Below are 18,821 nucleotides of genomic sequence, written 5' to 3'. Positions count from 1 at the left end.
CTTAAAAATACTGTTCAAAAAAGCTCAGCTACTTATACTAGCTTCAGTAGTAAACATTTTTGAGGTTGCTGTGCAGATCACACAAGGTATGGAATATTTTTTTTCAGGTTTTAAATTAATTACTCAAAAAGGATTAAAGCGCTTTGTTTTGATCCCGCTGTTAATTAATATTTTACTTTTTGGTAGCTCGCTGTTTTTTTTATTTGGATGGCTAAGCGACAGCTTCAGTTACATTAATAATATGCTTCCTGAGTGGTTAAGTTGGCTTGAATGGTTAATGTGGCCTATTGCTATATTAATCGTTTTATTTAGCTACAGCATGCTATTTACGGTGATCACCAACTTTATTGCTGCACCTTTTAACGCTTTATTGAGCGAAAAAGTGGAGCTTTATTTAACAGGTCAAAAAATTAATGATGATGGCTTTGCTGAGTTATTAAAAGATGTGCCACGCATGCTTGGCCGGGAGTGGACAAAACTTTGCTATTACCTACCACGCGCAATTGGCTTTTTTATATTACTGTGGATATTACCTGTTATTGGGCAAGTACTGTGGGTACTATTTACCTGCTGGATGTTCGCTGTGCAATATGAAGACTATGCATTCGATAACCATAAAGTTAGCTTTAAACACATGAAAGATGATTTAAAAAGTAAACAAGGTTTGTCGTATGGGTTTGGCTTCGCCGTTATGTTATTAACAGCCATACCATTTATAAATTTAATCGTAATGCCGGTAGCGGTTTGCGGCGCAACTCGCTTATGGGTTGATAATTACAGGCCTAAATATCGTAATTAAATCTATAAAAATGGGTCAAGTGACCCATTTTTTATTGCTAATAAAGCTTAGCTGTATAAATTTTGTGGCACCTTAATAACGTTTAAATGAACCGTTATTTCCTCACGATCATGATACAAATGCTTAGCTTGCAACTCATAATTAATACCCTGTTTTTCAAGTTCTTTTCGGATCATTGAAAGGCATTCGTAAACACTATCAAAGCGTTTTTTCATCGGTAACTTTAAGTTAAATATAAACTCTTTTGCATAGGCGTTCACGGCCCAGTCAATCATTAATGTGGTCACCTTAGTTGGTTTTTCTACCATGTCACAGACCAACCACGTGATGTTTCTTTTTTCTGGGCGATATTTAAAGCCATCAGCTCTAAAGTGCTTAACTTGCCCTGTTTCCATTAAGTCATCGTTCATTGGGCCATTATCAATCGCGCTTACAAACATGCCTCGACGTACAAGCTGATAGGTCCAACCACCTGGGCATGCACCTAAATCAACGCTGCGCATACCCGCTGCCACGCGTGACTCGCGTTGTTGTTCAGGAATAAACACATTAAATGCTTCATCTAGCTTTAACGTTGAACGACTTGGTGCATCGCTTGGCATGCGAAGACGTAAAATACCCATAAAAAATGGAGAATTATTAAAACTATATGAGTAACCCACGTAAGCCGTGTTATTTGTTAAAAACATAACATGCATTACTGGACGATTTGCTTTTGGTTCACGCAATACTGTGTTTTGTTTTTCAAGCGCTTTTTTTAGCGGGGTTGATATTTTTTTACAAAACGTTAAAAGCTCTTTACCTTCGTTTGTATCAGGTGTTTCAACGCGTAACTCAGAGCACAATGTAAACTCTTTTGCAGCTTCAACTACCGCGCCAACGCGATCCTCTACTGGCATGTTTTCAAGTAATGTACCGGCAAACCATTGGCGTGCAAACACCATATTTTTAAAATCAACTTTTTTGATTATTTCGTCGCTGTGATGCGCTTCAAAGCATTCATAAACAACGTAACCTGTATTTGGTTTTGCTTTTACATAACCTGCAAACCCTTGCTCGGCAGCGTGAAATGTTATTTCAGCAGCGGCATCGTTTTCAAAACCACTACGACAGTAAATCACAACACTAGACATATTAACCCTTAAACTCTTTAAAACTTAAATCGTGCAACTTGCACTAAAATAACAATCCAACCAATAATAAAGCACAACCCACCAATTGGTGTTATTGGCCCTAGCCATTTCATCTCCGTTAGAGCAAGTAAATATAAACTGCCACTAAAAAGTAGTGTGCCTGTTATAAAAAAACCACCAGCCCAGCTCAGATTTATGCCCCACTTAATTAAAATGGCAACCGCAATAAGCGCAAGTCCATGCACCATTTGATACTCAGCGGCGGTTTTAAATACTCCTAACGAATACTCCGATAAACGACTTTTTAAACCATGAGCCGCAAATGCACCTAACATGACCGAAAACATGCAAAGAAGACTGCCCGCCATTAAAAATAACTTAATCATTAATTACTCTCTAAATTTGAATCTAAATTGTTTTTAATAAACTCAACTGCGCCCAAGGCGGCAGTTTCTCTATTTTGTAACTCAGTAACACCACTTTTTTTACGAGGTTTAAGTGAGTGATCGCCGTCAGTTAACCATATATATTGAGGCTGCATAGGCATAGCCATCGTTGCAAGCTCCTCGCGGGTACCAAATGTATCTCGCTCACCTTGTAATACTAAAAATGGACAAACAACATCCGCAAAGTGATCAGTGCGAAGCTTTTCAGGCTTACCAGGAGGATGAAACGGGTAGCCAAACGCAAGTACACCTAAAACCGGGTGCTCTGTCGTACACGCAAGCATGGATGCCATTCGGCCCCCCATAGACTTGCCTCCAATAAATAACGGAACGTTTGGCTGGATGTGATTAAGTATTTGCTCAAAATAACTGAGTAATTTGGGTGCTCGCTCAGGCGGCCTGCGCTTATTCGTTTGTTTGGCTATTTGCATATATTCAAAATCAAATAAGCCAACATCAACGCCCTGTTCACTGATTAATTTTGCCATTTGCTGCATAAAGTCAGAGTCACTGCCTGCACCTGCACCATGGGCAAATATAAATTGTGCAAAAGCAGTTTGCTTAGAACTTTTAAACCATTCAATCATATTAATATTCTTGCTCTTGCTCTACTAAGCTCAACATCCACTCTTTAAAGGATACTATTTTACCCAGCTCTGTTTGTGATTCTCTAAGGACTAAATAATAGGCGTTTTTACTTTCAAGACTGTGATTAAATGGGATCACTAAGCGCCCCGCGTCAATGTCAGGTTTAGCTAACACACTGTTACCAATTGCAACTCCTTGCCCGTGCACAGCAGCTTGCAACACCATAGAAGAGTGACTAAAAATAGGTCCTTGGTTAACTTGAACGTTGCGCACACCGGCCGTTTTCATCCACGTTTTCCAATTTTTACGTGTGGTATCGTGCAATAAAGTGTGTTGTGCTAAATCGCTAGGCTGATCAAGCGGCTTTGGACCGCTCAACAACATCGGGCTGCACAAAGGGACTAAATATTCAGTATGCAACTTATACGTTTGTACACCGCTCCAATGACCGCGACCATAATAAATCGCCACATCAACATCATCTGTTAATGAGTTTTCATCTTGGTCTTGTGCTTTGATCCGTACGTCAATCTCGGGATGTAACTCATTAAATAAACTTAAGCGTGGCACAAGCCATTGAATTGCAAAACTTGGGGTTAAACTTACCGTTAATGATCCTTTAGCCCCTCGAGCTAATAGCTTTTCGGTTGCATCAATAAGCTGTGTAAAAATCTCTTTAATATCGAGGAAGTAACCTTGCCCCTCTTCGGTTAATAATAACGAGCGATTTTTACGTAAAAACAGCTTTAATCCTAAATGTTCTTCAAGTGTTTTTATTTGATGACTGACAGCCGCTTGCGTTACATAAAGCTCTTCCGCCGCTTTTGTAAAACTTAAATGACGCGCTGCCGCTTCAAAAGCTTTTAGTGCGTTTAATGGAGGTACCCGTCTTGACATGATAACCAAGCTTAGAATTAGTTTTTCTTATGCTGTGAATTATATACCTATGCTGAGAAAGAGTATATTTAAGGCGTAAAAAAAGCGACCTTAGTCGCTTTTTAAATATAACCTAAACATAGACATTGCTAATTATAAGTCGTTTGCGCTTGTATCAAGTGGTGCAAAACTTTTAATTAAATCGTCAACCGCCTTCATTTGCGATAGATAACCTTCGAGCTTACTAAGCGCTAGCGCACAAGGACCATCACATTTAGCTTCGTTAGGGTTAGGGTGCGCTTCTATAAATAAACCAGCAATACCTAGTGCCATACCACTGCGTGCAAGCTCTGCGGCTTGAGCACGACGCCCATCAGCCGAATCTGTACGACCACCTGGGCGTTGTAATGCATGTGTTGCATCAAAAATGACAGGCGCCATAGCTTTCATGTCATCCATGCCTAGCATATCAACTACTAAGTTATTGTAACCAAAGCTCGAACCACGCTCGCAAAGCGCGATGTTATTGTTACCCGCCTCATTAAATTTAGTAATGATATGACGCATTTCGTGCGGCGCTAAAAACTGTGGTTTTTTCACGTTAATAATTGCACCCGTTTTTGCCATCGCAACCACTAAATCTGTTTGACGTGCTAAAAATGCAGGTAACTGAATCACATCAACTACTTCAGCAACAGGTGCGGCTTGGTGTGGTTCATGTACATCGGTAATAAGTGGAATATTGAAGGTTTTTTTAATCTCTTCAAATATTTTTAAACCTTCTTCCATACCTGGACCACGGTACGAATTAATTGAAGAGCGATTAGCTTTATCAAACGAGGCTTTAAATACATAAGGAATATTTAATTTAGTGGTTACTTCGACGTAATGCTCTGCAACACGCATAGCTAAATCGCGAGATTCTAATACGTTAATACCGCCAAATAACACAAATGGTTTGTTGTTTGCTAATTCTATTTCATTGATTTTAATAATTTGGTCTTTCATTTTAATTCCTTATGGTGCAACTGCTTGCATCATTAATCCACAAAAATAAGCCATATACGTACCCACGCCATAACCAAGTACGGCTAATAATACACCGACTGGTGCAAGCGACGGATGAAATGCTGATGCAACAATAGGCGCTGAAGCGGCTCCGCCCACATTAGCTTGTGAGCCCACGGCCATATAAAATAATGGTGCTTTAATTAGTTTAGCAACTAATAACATTAAGCTTGCATGCACCAGCATCCAAATAGCACCAACTAAAAACAAGCCAGGATTATCAAAAATGGCGGTTACATTCATATGCAAACCAATAGCAGCAACTAAAATATATAAAAAGCTAGAGGCCACTTTTGAAGCGCCAAACGCTTCTATTTGCCTCACTTTAGTAAACGATAAACTAATACCAATTGTCGTTGATATAACTATTAACCAAAAGAACTTACTGTTTAAGCTGTATTCTTTTGCCCATTCATAAGTGCTACCAAAATAAGGTCCAAGAAAGTCAGCACAAAAATGCGCAAAACCAGTAATACCAAATGCAATAGCAAGCAACACCATATAATCATTAAGTGTTGGTATACGAGCATGTTCTGCATGGTACGCTTCTATCCGACGTTTTAAACCTTCAATTGCGCTGGTATCTGCACCAATTGCGGCATCAATTTTTTTATGATTTGCTGCCATTAATAATAAAACAGCCATCCAAATATTTGCCACGATAATATCAACCGTCACCATAACAGAAAAGATGTCTCCCCCGACTTCAAACATCTCTTTCATAGAAGCTTGGTTTGCACCACCACCAATCCAGCTACCGGCAACCGTTGTCATACCGCGCCAAACAGCATCAGGACCGTGGCCACCAACAATACTCGGATCAACAGCACTGACGACTAAAATAGCTAAAGGCCCACCAATAACGATACCCAAAGTACCGACTAAAAACATAATAAGTGCTTTGGGACCTAAATTGAGTATGGCTTTTAAATCAATACTAATGGTAAGAAGTATTAAACAGGCAGGCAGTAAATAGCGCGAAGCTACATAATAAACATTCGACTTATTGCCATCAACAATACCGAATGTATTGAGCAATGATGGTAAAAAGTAACAAAGTAATAAAGCGGGTACGTATTTATAAAACGTTTTTAGAGCTGGGCGTTCGCTGCTCGAGGTTTTAAAAATAAATCCTAAAATAACAGCAAGTAAACCAAGTACAACGGCATCATTGGTGATTAATGCGCTTTGAGCTTCGACCATAACTATTCCTATTCTGTAGATGTATTAATCTTTCAACATCAATTTTGAAAGATCAACACACCTCAATGGTGAGTTTTATTATTATCTTCTAGTTCTTCTATTTGATATTGAATGATCTCAATAGCGGGATCGTCTGGGCACTCATCAATAAAAAACTGTAAATCTGCACGCGCCATTTTAGGGCAATCTAATTGATTTAATAAATAGCCTCTGTCGCGTCTTTCATAGGGGTCATCACCTATTAATTCCATTAGCATTTCTACACAGGCTAAAGCGTGACCAAATTTATTTTCACTAATAAACGACCACTTTTGCTGCGCTAAAAACAACTTATATACCTCATCATCAAAAATGAGTTCTAGGGGTTCTTGTTCTTGACCATCATCTTCATCTGCATTTTCAGGGATTATATACCAGCTTTGTTGCCCACTACTTGGCTCTATTATGTAACCTTCTTCATCACTGATGGCAACATGAACACCAAGCTCACCTTGGTTCAAGCTGATGCTGGCATCAAGTTTAGCGTGTTGTAAAAAATGGCAAAGCAAAATAGCTAACGTTGTTGGAGAACCACTTCGCATCGTTAGTGCGTAACTTAAACTATTTAATTTATACTCAGGTACTTTCAAGCTAGAAGCACTGAATAGCCAATTGCTGTAAAAGGTATCAAGCAATTTATCTAGGCGCTCGTGCTCGTCTCTTAATTTTAAACAAAGCGCATCAATTTTCTGCTCAAAGTAAGTTAAGGTTTCAAAACTTGCTGTTAAATCTATTTGAGGATCCCATTTAGATTCCGCTTTTATACAACGATAGATGGCCGCTGGCGTAAATTCGTCATAAGCATCATCAATATATGATTCATCGTGTTCATCAAACCCGAGGGTGGTCATCAATACTACAACATTCCTAGAAAACGAAGACGTAGTTTACCTAATTTTAAAGTTAGATACCAATATAGTAATGTGTTGATTATTTAAGGAGGGAGCTACAACAAGGGCTTTACAAAACAAGTATAAAGCCCTAATTATTAAATCGTTAAAATAATAAAGCGGATTTAGACGTCGCTAAATAGCCTATCGCTAAAATAACTAACGTATTAATGATTGTATAAATAATTTTTGCTTGCACTTGCGTTTGTTTAGAACTTTTAATGCCAATAAAAATATAAGCCACTACTAATACAATCTTTTCTAAAAGCCATAATTGTTCAAGCGGGTTGATTTTTGCCATAAATACAAGTGCCAATGCAGAAACTAGTAGCAAGGTATCTATACTGTGGCTACCAATAAATACCAGTTTGTTCTTTGCTATTTTACCCCTTCCCATTCTCGAAAAAGAACGAACATAAAATAAAATCACACTTAATAATGCAATTGCCATGTGCGAGTGTTTTACTGCTAAATAATCCATATGCCTCTAAACTTCTGTTTTAAAAAAATACTTTAATCGGGGAAACGGACAAGCACCGCTTCCAACTCATTAATTTTGTCGTTAAAGATGTCAACAAGCTTAGGCTCAAAATGTTTGCCCTTTTGCTCATTTATTTCATCTACTACATTTTGTAATGTCCAAGACTCTTTATAACAACGTTTGTGGCGAAGTGCATCGTATACATCAGCTAATGCAACAATGCGGCCAAATACATTAATATCTTCCCCTTTCAAACCTTGAGGATAACCTGAACCATCCCACTTTTCATGGTGTTCTTTAGCTATAACCGCACCGGCACTCACAATTTCATACGGCGAATCTTTTAAAATAACATGCCCTTTTTCTGTATGGGTTTTCATCACTTCCCATTCTTGGGCATCTAATTTAGCAGGTTTGTTCAACACAGCATCAGGAATACCAATTTTACCAACATCATGTAATGGGGATGCTAAGCGGATCAACTCCGCATTATGCTTAGATAAGCCATAACCCGTTGCTAAAATATGGCAAATATGTGCAACACGCTTAACATGATTACCAGTCTCACTTGAGCGTTGCTCAACGGCCTCACTTAGCCTAAAAACAAGCTCTTGCTGCGTCGCTTCAATTTCAGATTGTAACTGTACATTTTCAAATGCTAATTGCACATTTTGCGAAAAGATTTCAATTAAATGACGCTGCGTCTCTGTCAAATTTTTCGGTATGCCTGATATAAACAACATTGATTTATGATTATATTCACTTGTACAGTATGCAAAAAGATAATTATCTTTGTATATAATCGATTTATTAATTAGCGCTTGTTCACAAGCCATTAATTGGCCTTCTTCTAGTACTTGCTCTAACTCTTTACCTTCACTTTTTTCAAAATCCCCCGTACCAGAACACACTATTAATTTTTTATTATTTCTCTCTTCAGGATTTTGGGCTACTAATGTGGTCGCGTACATTGCTTGATCGGAGGTGCCCAAAAGCGACACTAATTGTTGCATCACACCTTCAATAAAACTCTCTATTGAATGTGCTGAAAATATATCTCTTGATGCTTTTATTATCTTTTCTAGCCCTTCTCGCGATTGCTCTATGGTAATAATATCGCGATAAGAGCGAAGGCTTGACATAATAACAGTAAATAGCTTTTGCGCGGTTAATTCTGTTTTCGATTTGTAATCATTAATATCGTAATTAACAATTACTTGCCTCTCAGGCGCTTGGCCTGGTTGGCCTGTTCTTAATATAATGCGGATATGATTATTTTGTGCTGTTTCACGGATATACTTAGCGACCTGTAAGCCAGCATCATCCGTTTCCATGACAACATCGAGCAATACAATCGCTGCATCCGTATGTTTGTCTATTAATTGTTTTGCTTCAGCACCAGAATAAGCACTTATAAATTCTAAGCGCTTATTCTGAAACTCAAAATCACTCAATGCTAACTTTGTAACAGCATGAACTTCAGGCTCGTCATCAACGATTAATACTTTCCAGGTGCCCTGCTCAATCTCACTAACTGATTCTTCTGGCTCATCCGAAAATAAAAAATCACCCATCATAATAAAAATTCCTTCATGGCATTATTTAACACACAAGCAGGCAATTGTTATTCTTCAAGTCCACTGTGCGAGTGTTACACGGTCATTATCACCAAGATCTTTAACTGTTTTAATATTAATAAACGCCATTTGTTTAAAAAAATCACGAACAGCTTTACCTTGATCAAAACCGTGCTCTATTAAAAGATAGCCATTAGATAGTAAATAGTCACGTGATTGTATAATTATTTGTTTTATATCAGACATTCCCGAATCATCAGCAACTAAAGCTGAAAGCGGCTCAAAGCGAACATCACCTTGATTCAAATGTATATCATCACTCTCAATATAAGGAGGATTAGTGACAATTAGGTTAAATTTTTCATTTTCTAGCGCACTAAACCAATTACTTTGTTTAACGTTTACATTATTGATCGCCAAACGCTGTTGGTTACGCTTAGCCAATGCTACCGCTTCATTCACTCTATCTACTGCAATAATATTCCAGTTAGGCATTTCACTGCCAAGCGCCAGTGCGATTGCCCCCGTGCCTGTGCCTAAATCAAGCACCTTAGAATCTAAAGGCACATCCATTTCAAGGGCTTGCTCCACCAATGTTTCGGTATCAGGGCGCGGGATCAATGTAGTTGCATTAACTTCAAGTGACAAACTCCAAAACTCACGTTGCCCAGTAATATGTGCAACAGGTTCACCGTTTAAACGTCGTTGGCAAAATGTATTAAATTGCTGTTGTTGTTCAGCATTAAGCGCATGCTCTGGCCAAGTGAAAAGGTAACTGTGAGGTTTTTGAAGAATATGTAGCAGTAAAACTTGTGCGTCTAATTTGGCGCTTTCGCTGCTAGCGGCTAATAATTCAGCCCCTGCAGCAATAGCTTGTTCGAGGGTTTGGCTCACAATTACTCGTCGCCCATCGCGGCAAGTAAATCAGCCTGATGCTCTTGCATTAACGGGTCAATAATCGCGCTTAAATCACCGGCTACCACTTCGTTTAAACGATAAAGTGTTAAGTTAATACGGTGATCAGTAATACGACCTTGCGGATAGTTATAAGTACGGATTCGTTCAGAACGATCGCCACTCCCTACTAAGTCACGACGTTCAGATGCTTCTGCCGCATGACGCTTTTCATCTTCAGCTTGCTGCAGTCGAGCTGCAAGTACAGACATCGCTTTAGCACGGTTTTTATGCTGCGAACGTTGGTCCTGACACTCAACCACAACCCCTGTTGGTATATGCGTAAGTCGAATAGCAGAATCTGTTTTATTAACGTGCTGGCCACCTGCGCCTGATGCACGAAATGTATCTACTTTTAAATCAGCAGTATTAATTTGAATCGCTTCGGCCTCCGGTACTTCAGCCATTACCGCAACTGTACACGCAGAAGTATGAACACGGCCCTGAGATTCAGTTTCAGGAACGCGTTGTACGCGATGTACACCTGATTCAAACTTTAATTGCCCGTAAACACCTTCACCACTGATATTCGCAATCACTTCTTTGTAACCACCGTGCTCACCTTCATTGGTGCTCACAACTTCTACTTTCCATTTTTTAGTTTCTGCATAACGGCTGTACATACGAAATAAGTCACCAGCAAAAATAGCCGCTTCATCACCGCCCGTTCCAGCACGTACTTCAACAAACACATTGTTGTTATCTCGCGGATCTTTTGGCAGCATTAATACTTGAATTTGATCTTCAATTACCAGGATTTGTGCTTTAGCTTCTTTATATTCTTCTTGCGCCATTTCACGCATATCAGGGTCAGAATCTTTCAGCATTTCTTCTGCACTGGCTAAATCGTCTTGCGTTTCTTTATAAGTTAAAAACGTTTTTACGATTTCTTCAAGCTCAGAATATTCTTTTGAGAGCCCACGAAAACGATTTTGATCACTAATGACCGACGGATCGCTTAGTAGCGCTTGTACTTCTTCATAACGCTCAACTAAGGTTTCTAATTTGTTGTAAACAGACTCTTTCATTTAACGGTTATTCCTGGTCAATACCTAACATTTTTTTCAATTGATTTAATTGAGCCACTTCACCTTTTTTCGCTGCATCTTGAATAGCACGGGTAGGCGCGTGCATTAAGCGATTGGTTAATTTATTGGCCAACTCTAAAATTACTTTTTCTGCATCTTTACCACTAGAAAGTTGGCTAACAGCTCTTTCTACTAATTCCGACTTTATTGTTTGAACATCGTTTCGATAATGACGAATTAACCCCACTGAATCGAGTGAACGCAACCACATTAAAAACTCTTTAGTGCGTTCGGTAATAATAATTTGTGCTTGCTGTGCTGCTTGCTCGCGCGCAGCCATATTTTCGCTGACAATCGTTTGCAAGTCATCAACTGAATATAAGTAAGCCGCATCGAGTTCACCTACTTGGCTTTCTATATCGCGCGGCACAGCAATATCAATAAACAACATAGGTTTATTGCGGCGCTGTTTAAGCGCCTGCTCTACCACGCCTTTCCCTATAATAGGAAGTGTACTTGCAGTAGAACTTATAATTATATCCGCTTTATGTAAACGCTCTGGTAACTGCGCCAACGCAATAACATCTGCCGACACTTCATCAGCTAAATTGCGTGCTCGCTCTATTGTTCTGTTTGCTACTGTAATTTTTTGCGGCTCATTTTGATATAAATGTTTAGCAACAAGTTCTATGGTTTCACCCGCGCCTATCAATAGCACATTCGTTTTATCAAGCTTGCCATAAATATGCTTTGCTAAATTAACAGCTGCAAATGCAACAGACACGGCACTGGCGCCTATATTTGTTTCTGTGCGAACTTCTTTAGCTACCGAAAATGTTTTTTGAAATAAGCGATCAAACGTAACACCTACAGCGTCGTGGGTTTTAGCACTATAATAAGCTTGCTTTATTTGCCCAAGAATTTGCGGTTCACCTAGGACTAATGAATCTAAACCACATGCGACACGCATCAAATGGTTTATTGCGTCATTATCTTCATGACAATATATATTACTACTCAGTTCATGTTCATCTAAACCATGGAAACTGGCAAGCCAAGTCAACAGTATTTGGGAATTTTGCTGAGCAAGGCTACAATAGATTTCGGTTCTATTGCACGTAGAGACAATCACCGCTTCATTAAAGTCAGCATGACCGCTTAATTGTTGTAACGCCTCTGAAATTTGCTCAGGCGAAAAAGCCACTTTTTCACGTAGTTCTACGGAAGCGGTTTTGTGATTTATACCTAGTGCTATTATGGTCATATTTGCCAAATATTGCTGAGCCCTACTTTAGGGCGGCAATTTTACCAAAAATCAGCGGAATATGGAAAGTAAGGAACAACATTTGACTCGACAATATTTTATTTTAGCCATAACTTTTTTATTTTTAGGCGGTTGCGCTCAACAAATCACATCTAAAACAGTGCTTTATGATGATTGGAAGCCTCGCCTCGTAAATCAAAAAACTTGGCATGTGGAAGGTAAACTTGCGTTTATAAGCCCAGATGAACGCCAATCTGCAAACTTAAATTGGCAACAAAAGGAAAATAATAATGATTTAGTGCTCACATCATTTATTGGTACACGTATTTTGCAACTTAAGCAAACAAGTAAAATGGCTGAACTTGAGTTTGATGACAAAAAGTATTTCGATACGGATGCTGCACGACTTCTTAAGCGGTTAACGGGTTTTACACTGCCCGTAAATAATGCCGGCAGTTGGCTAAAAGGCACCATTGACGATCAAAGCTTAGTCGTTGATCAACTTGGTCGGGCAAAGCAAGTACTGTGGTTTGATAATAACGGAAAAAAATGGCAAATAGATTACAGTAGCTACATACAAAGTGAAGGCTATTGGCTACCAACCAAACTGACGTTAAAGCATCAGCAGATTAAAATTAAAATTCAACTCTACGATTGGCGATTTAATTAAACATGGCTAAAACAACTTCTTTTTCAGTTATTGCACCTGCAAAGCTCAATTTATTTTTACACATTAATGGTCGTCGTGCTGATGGCTATCATGAGCTTGAAACGCTATTTACCTTTTTAAACTTTGGCGATGAACTGTCTTTTGAACTTACAAGCACATCCACTATTTTAGTCACGGGTGATACTAAAGACATACCTTTAAATGATAATCTCATCTACAAAGCCGCTTTATTATTACAAACGCAGAATAAATCGCAGTTAGGTGTAAAAATAAATTTAATTAAACGCCTGCCTATGGGAGGCGGTGTTGGAGGAGGTTCATCCGACGCAGCCACAACATTATTAGCACTTAATAAACTCTGGAATATAAATAATAGTGTGGATGAATTAGCTGATTTAGGGCTACAATTAGGCGCGGATGTTCCCGTATTTATACGCGGTCAAAGCGCCATAGCACACGGCATTGGCGAGAAATTACAGCACGTAGAACTTGAACAAAAATGGTACTGTGTTGTGCATCCAAATCAGCATGTAAGTACGGCTAAAATATTCACACATCCAGACTTAAAACGCGATACGCCAAAAATTTTAGGTGATTGGAAATGCCAAACTTTGAGCAACGATTGTGAGCCTTTAGTTAAAAAGCTCTGTCCTGAGGTTGAAAAAACCCTCCAGTGGTTGCTAAAATACGCCCCGTCGAAGATGACCGGAACAGGTTCATGTTGTTTTGTTGAATTTGCTAGTCAAGTTCAAGCACAAGATGTACTTGCTAATCTCCCCCATACTTGGCAGGGGTTTATCGCATCAAGCGTTAATACTTCCCCTGCTCATACGGAGTTAGCCGCCATATTCGATCAATGAAGTAACGTAAAAGTAATCATAAGTTAACTCGCAATGATCTTTATCATTGCTCGTTAGTCCAAAATTTCAGTGCCTGAGGAACCCAACCGTGCCTGACATGAAGCTCTTCGCTGGTAACGCAACACCTGAGTTAGCTCAAAAAGTTGCAAAACGTTTATATATTGAATTAGGCGATGCTGTTGTTGGCCGTTTTAGCGACGGTGAGATCAGTGTTCAAATAAATGAAAATGTCCGTGGCTCGGATGTTTTTATCTTGCAATCAACCTGTGCCCCTACAAACGATAACCTTATGGAACTTATCGTTATGGTTGATGCCCTACGTCGTGCGTCTGCAGGTCGTATTACTGCCGTCATTCCTTATTTTGGTTATGCCCGTCAAGATCGTCGTGTACGTTCTGCTCGAGTACCAATTACAGCAAAAGTTGTTGCCGATTTCTTATCAAGCGTAGGCGTTGACCGTGTTCTTACGGTTGATTTACATGCTGAACAAATCCAAGGCTTCTTTGATGTACCTGTTGATAACGTATTTGGCAGCCCAGTATTGCTTGAAGATATGAAAGCTCGTCATTTTGAAGATGTTGTTGTTGTATCTCCAGATATTGGTGGTGTTGTACGTGCTCGCGCAATTGCAAAACTTCTAAACGACACTGATTTGGCTATTATTGATAAACGTCGCCCTCAAGCGAACGTTTCACAAGTAATGCATATTATTGGTGATGTTGAAGGCCGTGATTGTATTATCGTTGATGATATGATTGATACCGGTGGTACGTTATGTAAAGCTGCTGAAGCACTTAAAGAACATGGCGCTAAGCGTGTATTTGCTTACGCTACGCACCCTATTCTTTCTGGTCAAGCGGCTGAAAATTTGCGTAATTCGGTTATCGATGAAGTAATCGTAACTGATTCAATTCCGTTATCTGAAGAACTAAAAGCACTTGATATAGTAAAAGTACTAACGTTAGCAGATATGTTAGCAGAGACTATTCGTCGTATTAGTAACGAAGAATCTATTTCAGCGATGTTTGAACATTAAAGTTAAACATTTTTGAATATAAAAGCGCCTTTTGGCGCTTTTTTTGTGGACTGTGTATATTTTACAAGTTCGCAGTGGTATGATAGCGCGCCTTTTGGCTGGGGTCCTTGGTCGCAAAGGCCCCACACTTATAATTATTGGAGACATCATGTCTAACAAAACTTACACTTATAACGCTGAACTTCGCGTAGAAACTGGTACTGGTGCGAGCCGCCGCCTACGTCGCGAAGACAAAGTTCCTGCAATCCTTTACGGAGCTGATAAAGAAGCCCTATCTCTTACTTTTGCTCATAAAGATATGATCAAAGCACAAGAAGACGAAGGTTTTTACACGCATATCCTTACGCTTAACGTAGATGGCGAAGCTGTTGAAGTAATCTTAAAAGATATCCAACGTCACCCATTCAAGCCTAAGCTTACTCACCTTGATTTCCAACGTGTAGATGCTACTCATAAATTTCAAACTAAAGTTCCTCTACACTTCATCGGTGAAGAGATTGTAACTAAAGCTGGCGCAACTGTTGTTCACCAGTTAACTGAAGTTGAAATTACGTGTCTTCCAAAAGCACTTCCAGAATTCATCGAAGTAGATGTTTCTAAGTTTGTTGTTGGCGATTCAGTTCATATCTCAGACCTTACTTTCCCTAAAGGCGTTAGCTCTGTAGATTTAGCTAAAGGCGAAGGCCATGATCAGTCTATCCTGACTATCAAAGCAAACAAAGCAGCTCCAGTTGAAGACGACGCTGCAGCAGCAGAATAATTTTTAAGGTCTCGCAACCTTGAATTCTATTCAAATGCTTGTGGGCCTGGCTAATCCAGGCCCCGAATACGCAAACACACGCCACAATGCAGGTGCTTGGTTCATCGAGCAAATCGCTGCACGCTATAACTGCACTCTAAAACACGATCCTAAATATCATGGCCTTACAGGCAAAGTGATCATTCAAGGCCAAGAATTCAAATTATTGATCCCCACTACTTACATGAATTTAAGTGGTAAAGCGGTCGGTAGTTTAGCTAATTTTTTCAAAATCCCTGTCGAGGACATTTTAGTTGCTCATGACGAACTGGATTTAGACCCAGGCGTTGCCAAATTAAAAAAAGGCGGCGGGCATGGCGGTCATAATGGCTTAAAAGACATTATTGCAAAAATGGCAAATCAAAAAGACTTTATGCGCTTGCGCATTGGTGTAGGTCATCCGGGGCATCGTGAAATGGTAACTGGTTGGGTGCTTGGAAAAGCAGCCAAAGAAGACCAAGAAAAAATGGATGCTGCTGTTGATGAAGCAGTTCGTTGCATGGAAATACTTGCAAAAGATGGTGTGTTAAAAGCACAAAACAGACTACATTCGTTTAAACCCTAGTAACTTGGGTCCAAGTACACCGTTTAAACGAATTCTAAACAAGGTATCTTACTATGGGTTTTAAATGTGGCATCGTTGGCTTGCCTAACGTTGGTAAATCAACGCTTTTCAATGCACTAACCAAAGCGGGTATTGAAGCCGCTAACTTTCCTTTTTGTACCATTGAACCTAATACAGGTGTGGTGCCGGTGCCAGATCCTCGCTTAGACGAACTTGCTAAAATTGTTAACCCGCAACGAGTTCTTACCACAAGTATGGAATTTGTAGATATTGCCGGTCTAGTTAAAGGCGCATCTAAAGGCGAAGGCCTTGGTAATCAGTTTTTAGCTAATATTCGTGAAACTGATGCAATTGGCCACGTAGTCCGCTGTTTTGAAGATGAAAACATCATCCACGTAGCAGGCACTATTGACCCTGCTGACGATATTGATGTAATCAACACTGAGTTAGTACTTGCTGATATGGATAGCGCTGAAAAAGCCCTTTTCCGTAATGCAAAAAAAGCAAAAGGTGGCGATAAAGATGCTAAAGAGCAAAATGCTGTACTTGAAAAAGTAAAAGTGCATCTTGACGAAGGCTTAACTTTACGTGCTTTAGAATTAACTAAAGAAGAAAAAGCAGCAATCAGCTCTATAAACTTTTTAACTATCAAACCAACAATGTATATTGCAAATGTTGCTGAAGATGGTTTTGAAAATAATCCATACCTTGACCGTGTTCGTGCTATAGCTGCTGCTGAAGATGCGATTGTTGTTCCTGTATGTGCCGCTATCGAGTCTGAGCTTTCAGAATTAGATGACGAAGACAAGCTTGAGTTTATGGCTGATCTTGGTCTAGAAGAGCCAGGTCTTAACCTTGTTATTCGCGGTGGTTATGAATTACTACAATTACAAACTTACTTCACAGCTGGCGTAAAAGAAGTACGCGCATGGACAATCCCTGTCGGTGCAACTGCACCACAAGCAGCGGGTAAAATCCATACCGACTTCGAGCGTGGCTTTATCCGTGCGCAAACGATTGCTTTTGACGACTTTGTTGCTTTTAAAGGCGAAAGCGGTGCAAAAGAAGCGGGGAAGATGCGTCAAGAAGGTAAAGAGTACATTGTTAAAGATGGCGATGTAATGAACTTCTTGTTTAACGTATAAATAAAATTAAATCCATTTAGATGGGAATTAATTTTTAAAGGCTCGTGTTTACGAGCCTTTTTTGTATCAGCTAAATACAACAGCCACTCAGCATAACCTCCTCCACTGCATTAGCAAAGCACCTAAAAGCGTGTTTATACCAACCTGTATAAGTATAGGAGCTATTTTCAATACGTTATAATCAGAGTTCAGGTTATTTAACGATAAGAAATAGCGCATTAACGAGGCAAAAATTTTGAACAACGTTAGCACGTGCTCCAAAGAGCGGCCCATGTCCGGCATTTATATCGCGTTATAACGTATTAATAGAGAATATCCAAACACCACAGGCACTGTCTTACATAAAACCAAACACGCTGCAGCCAAATTTAACCACCAAAGATAAACACGCCCTAAGTTCTCTTAATGAGTGTATGCGCATAATGATCAAACAAGTTTAAATTTTAATCATTAAAAACCAACCATCTTGAATGTTAAAAGGCACTAGTTGCTAATTTCTCTACTTTGGTTATGAGGCTGAATTAAAAAATTTCAGAATAAACGAGATGTTGAACTTTAAAGGGTGTTAAAAAAACAGCATTTTTATTAAAATTTAGCCGGTTAGCTTAATTTTCCTGCAAACAAACACAGTTAAGTGTTTTTTTACAAAAAAGGTGTTGACGAATTTGGGTCATATCAGCATAATACGCCCCGCACTCAGCGATGAAGTGCTAACAAAAAAGATGGCTAAGTAGCTCAGCTGGTTAGAGCACATCACTCATAATGATGGGGTCACAGGTTCAAATCCCGTCTTAGCCACCATATTTTTTGTTGCTCAATGAAGAGTTTAAAATAACTACCTTGTGTGCGGGAGTGGCGGAATTGGTAGACGCGCTGGATTTAGGTTCCAGTATCTTAGGATGTGAGAGTTCAAGTCTCTCCTTCCGCACCATAATTCTTGATAAGAATTAAAACTATCAATTGTTATTGTTGGGATATCGCCAAGCGGTAAGGCACCAGGTTTTGATCCTGGCATTCCCAGGTTCAAATCCTGGTATCCCAGCCAACAATGGCTAAGTAGCTCAGCTGGTTAGAGCACATCACTCATAATGATGGGGTCACAGGTTCAAATCCCGTCTTAGCCACCATTTCTTTTTTAGAAGTGGCTCTGCAAGAGTTAAATTGCACTCAATGAAGAGTTTAAAATAACTACCATTTCTTTGATTAATTCAAAGTGATAATGCAGGAGTGGCGGAATTGGCAGTTGTCTTGAATAAGACGCTGGATTTAGGTTCCAAAACATGAATACCTGTATACTCGATGCGGGAGTGGCGGAATTGGTAGACGCGCTGGATTTAGGTTCCAGTAACTTAGGTTGTGAGAGTTCAAGTCTCTCCTTCCGCACCATGTTCTTGATAGGA

Annotated in this window: 19 protein-coding genes and 5 tRNA genes; 12 read left to right on the top strand and 12 right to left on the bottom strand. The window is 39.5% G+C overall.

Annotated features, from left to right (window positions below; translation table 11 throughout):
- Positions 1–88 precede the first annotated feature (88 nt).
- Positions 89–799: a sulfate transporter CysZ gene (cysZ, locus tag H5119_RS04565; protein WP_171037475.1), complete on the top strand. Its 711-nt coding sequence runs from the start codon at positions 89–91 to the stop codon at positions 797–799.
- Positions 800–846: 47 nt separating this feature from the next.
- On the opposite strand, the gene rlmM is transcribed toward cysZ, so the two are convergent.
- From rlmM to hemA, 12 genes are all read right to left on the bottom strand, one after another.
- Entirely contained in the window at positions 847–1,932 is a 1,086-nt protein-coding gene (rlmM, locus tag H5119_RS04560; RefSeq protein ID WP_077538368.1) for a 23S rRNA (cytidine(2498)-2'-O)-methyltransferase RlmM, read from the bottom strand.
- 17 nt (positions 1,933–1,949) lie between these two features.
- Positions 1,950–2,318 (bottom strand): DUF423 domain-containing protein, encoded by a 369-nt coding sequence (locus H5119_RS04555; RefSeq protein WP_182701365.1) that lies wholly within the window; start codon positions 2,316–2,318, stop codon positions 1,950–1,952.
- Positions 2,318–2,965 (bottom strand): alpha/beta family hydrolase, encoded by a 648-nt coding sequence (locus H5119_RS04550; protein WP_182701364.1) that lies wholly within the window; start codon positions 2,963–2,965, stop codon positions 2,318–2,320. The genes H5119_RS04555 and H5119_RS04550 overlap by 1 nt, the downstream gene beginning before the upstream one ends.
- Position 2,966: 1 nt before the next feature.
- Positions 2,967–3,863: a transcriptional regulator GcvA gene (locus H5119_RS04545; protein WP_077538372.1), complete on the bottom strand. Its 897-nt coding sequence runs from the start codon at positions 3,861–3,863 to the stop codon at positions 2,967–2,969.
- 132 nt (positions 3,864–3,995) lie between these two features.
- Entirely contained in the window at positions 3,996–4,850 is an 855-nt protein-coding gene (gene kdsA, locus H5119_RS04540) for a 3-deoxy-8-phosphooctulonate synthase (protein WP_138584945.1), read from the bottom strand.
- 9 nt (positions 4,851–4,859) lie between these two features.
- A complete protein-coding gene (locus H5119_RS04535; RefSeq protein WP_138584944.1) occupies positions 4,860–6,113 on the bottom strand; it encodes a DUF819 domain-containing protein in 1,254 nt (417 codons plus the stop codon).
- 62 nt (positions 6,114–6,175) lie between these two features.
- Positions 6,176–7,003 (bottom strand): tetratricopeptide repeat protein, encoded by an 828-nt coding sequence (locus tag H5119_RS04530; protein WP_182701419.1) that lies wholly within the window; start codon positions 7,001–7,003, stop codon positions 6,176–6,178.
- A gap of 145 nt (positions 7,004–7,148) precedes the next feature.
- Positions 7,149–7,523, bottom strand: coding sequence for a SirB2 family protein (locus tag H5119_RS04525; protein ID WP_182701363.1), 375 nt, complete (start codon positions 7,521–7,523; stop codon positions 7,149–7,151).
- 32 nt (positions 7,524–7,555) lie between these two features.
- Complete coding sequence (locus tag H5119_RS04520; protein WP_182701362.1) at positions 7,556–9,100, bottom strand: response regulator; 1,545 nt, start codon at positions 9,098–9,100, stop codon at positions 7,556–7,558.
- A gap of 54 nt (positions 9,101–9,154) precedes the next feature.
- Complete coding sequence (gene prmC / locus H5119_RS04515; RefSeq protein ID WP_182701361.1) at positions 9,155–9,994, bottom strand: peptide chain release factor N(5)-glutamine methyltransferase; 840 nt, start codon at positions 9,992–9,994, stop codon at positions 9,155–9,157.
- 2 nt (positions 9,995–9,996) lie between these two features.
- Positions 9,997–11,082 (bottom strand): peptide chain release factor 1, encoded by a 1,086-nt coding sequence (prfA, locus tag H5119_RS04510; protein WP_077538380.1) that lies wholly within the window; start codon positions 11,080–11,082, stop codon positions 9,997–9,999.
- 7 nt (positions 11,083–11,089) lie between these two features.
- Positions 11,090–12,346 carry a glutamyl-tRNA reductase gene (hemA, locus tag H5119_RS04505; RefSeq protein ID WP_171037471.1) on the bottom strand — a complete coding sequence of 419 codons (1,257 nt, stop codon included), beginning with the start codon at positions 12,344–12,346 and terminating at the stop codon, positions 11,090–11,092.
- An 82-nt stretch (positions 12,347–12,428) separates the two neighbouring features.
- Between hemA and lolB the strand changes: the two genes are divergently transcribed.
- From lolB to H5119_RS04450, 11 genes are all read left to right on the top strand, one after another.
- Positions 12,429–13,016 carry a lipoprotein insertase outer membrane protein LolB gene (gene lolB / locus H5119_RS04500; protein WP_077539070.1) on the top strand — a complete coding sequence of 196 codons (588 nt, stop codon included), beginning with the start codon at positions 12,429–12,431 and terminating at the stop codon, positions 13,014–13,016.
- Positions 13,017–13,018: 2 nt separating this feature from the next.
- A complete protein-coding gene (gene ispE, locus H5119_RS04495) occupies positions 13,019–13,876 on the top strand; it encodes a 4-(cytidine 5'-diphospho)-2-C-methyl-D-erythritol kinase (RefSeq protein ID WP_077538384.1) in 858 nt (285 codons plus the stop codon).
- Positions 13,877–13,964: 88 nt separating this feature from the next.
- Complete coding sequence (locus tag H5119_RS04490; RefSeq protein WP_077538386.1) at positions 13,965–14,912, top strand: ribose-phosphate pyrophosphokinase; 948 nt, start codon at positions 13,965–13,967, stop codon at positions 14,910–14,912.
- Between the two features lie 148 nt (positions 14,913–15,060).
- Entirely contained in the window at positions 15,061–15,672 is a 612-nt protein-coding gene (locus tag H5119_RS04485; protein ID WP_002958549.1) for a 50S ribosomal protein L25/general stress protein Ctc, read from the top strand.
- A 19-nt stretch (positions 15,673–15,691) separates the two neighbouring features.
- Complete coding sequence (gene pth / locus H5119_RS04480; RefSeq protein WP_077538388.1) at positions 15,692–16,276, top strand: aminoacyl-tRNA hydrolase; 585 nt, start codon at positions 15,692–15,694, stop codon at positions 16,274–16,276.
- Between the two features lie 53 nt (positions 16,277–16,329).
- Positions 16,330–17,421: a redox-regulated ATPase YchF gene (ychF, locus tag H5119_RS04475; protein ID WP_077538390.1), complete on the top strand. Its 1,092-nt coding sequence runs from the start codon at positions 16,330–16,332 to the stop codon at positions 17,419–17,421.
- 724 nt (positions 17,422–18,145) lie between these two features.
- Positions 18,146–18,222: transfer RNA gene (locus H5119_RS04470), tRNA-Met, on the top strand.
- Between the two features lie 45 nt (positions 18,223–18,267).
- Positions 18,268–18,352 (top strand) — tRNA-Leu (locus H5119_RS04465).
- Between the two features lie 39 nt (positions 18,353–18,391).
- A tRNA-Gln gene (locus tag H5119_RS04460) sits at positions 18,392–18,466 on the top strand.
- A 5-nt stretch (positions 18,467–18,471) separates the two neighbouring features.
- Positions 18,472–18,548, top strand: a tRNA-Met gene (locus H5119_RS04455).
- Between the two features lie 174 nt (positions 18,549–18,722).
- Positions 18,723–18,807 (top strand) — tRNA-Leu (locus H5119_RS04450).
- The last annotated feature ends 14 nt before the right edge of the window (positions 18,808–18,821 follow it).

This window comes from Pseudoalteromonas sp. SG45-5 (genome assembly GCF_014164085.1).
Lineage (GTDB): Bacteria > Pseudomonadota > Gammaproteobacteria > Enterobacterales > Alteromonadaceae > Pseudoalteromonas > Pseudoalteromonas aliena.
This window is presented reverse-complemented; position numbering and strand designations above follow the sequence as displayed.